The following is a 1,127-nucleotide window of genomic DNA, read 5'->3' as shown; positions in this document are numbered from 1 at the left end:
ATGCCCGAGCGCGGCGTCGGCGACCCGGAACAGGATGTTCTCCTTGCCGGTCACCCGCTTGAACGCGTTGATCAGCTCCTTGGTCACCTTGCTGTCGGCACGCGCCTTGATCCGATGCACGGTCGCGATCAGCAACTCCACCAGCGTGTCGGTGATCTCCCGCTCCCGCTCGCAGACCAGCGCCGCCAACAACAGCACCGTCAGCTCACGCGGATGCGTGCGCATGTGCGACGGAGCCTCCACCGCCGCCCGCGTCCGCCAGGCCGCCAGCACCTTCGGCGCCACATCGGCGAACAACCCCGGCGGCAACCCGATCGACCGCACCGCCTCCAGCTTGCGGATCTCGGTCATCATCGACTCCAGACTCACATTCCCCGGAGCCGACTTGATCAGCGCCAGCAGTCCCGAAGAACCGCCGTCCTCATCCTCCGCCGCCTCACCCGGCGCCGTCTCTTCCCCGTCCTCGTCGTTCTGGTCCTCGCTCTCCTCGTCGATGCCAACCAGGGCGTAGATGCGCCTGGTGGTCTCCGCACTCAACTGAGAGGCGATCCGCACCGACCAGGTGACCTCCGCGCTGTGCAGGGCCGAGGCCACAATCCGCGAGATCCGCCCCATGGTCGGCGGCTCGATCCGCTCCTGACGCAGATGCTTGAGCAGCTCCTCCCGAACCCGCTCGGGCCGACGCTCGGCGTGGGCGACGTTCTCGGCCAGCCACACCGTGACCTTGTCCGCGTCCGCAGTCGAGCAGACCCGAAACCCCAGGTGCGTCCGGATCTGCCCCCGGTGGTACTCGATCGTGGAACCAGACCACTCGTAGAAGCCGAACTCCGAGGCGGGCACCTGGACCTGCTTGGCCACATGCTCCACGACCTCGTCGGCCAGCTCCGAACGCCCTCGCGGGAACCGCCCGTGCCGCGTATAGAACTTCAGCAAGATCGCGAAGCCGAGCCGGGTGGCGCCTCGCTTCCCGGCGATCAGCTCACGTTCCTCGTCCAGGACCGTCCAGTGCTCGACCAGCTCGTCGATGTGCATCGGGGGGTGCGTCATAGCCGCCCAGCATCGACCAGCCAAATCACAACAAGATCAACGCCGTTTGGGGCTCATGACACGGTTCTTACCGGCACCCC

General features: G+C 66.8%; 1 protein-coding gene. It reads right to left on the bottom strand.

Annotated features, from left to right (window positions below; genetic code table 11):
- Positions 1 to 1,047, bottom strand: a 1,047-nt coding sequence (locus tag AB0H64_RS44910; protein ID WP_357638079.1) for a DUF4158 domain-containing protein, incomplete at its 3' end; no start/stop codon positions are given.
- Positions 1,048 to 1,127 lie beyond the last annotated feature (80 nt).

This window comes from Nonomuraea sp. NPDC050733 (genome assembly GCF_040654215.1).
Taxonomy (GTDB): domain Bacteria; phylum Actinomycetota; class Actinomycetes; order Streptosporangiales; family Streptosporangiaceae; genus Nonomuraea.
Note: the sequence above shows the minus strand (reverse complement) of the source record. Positions and strands in the feature narration are given on the sequence as shown.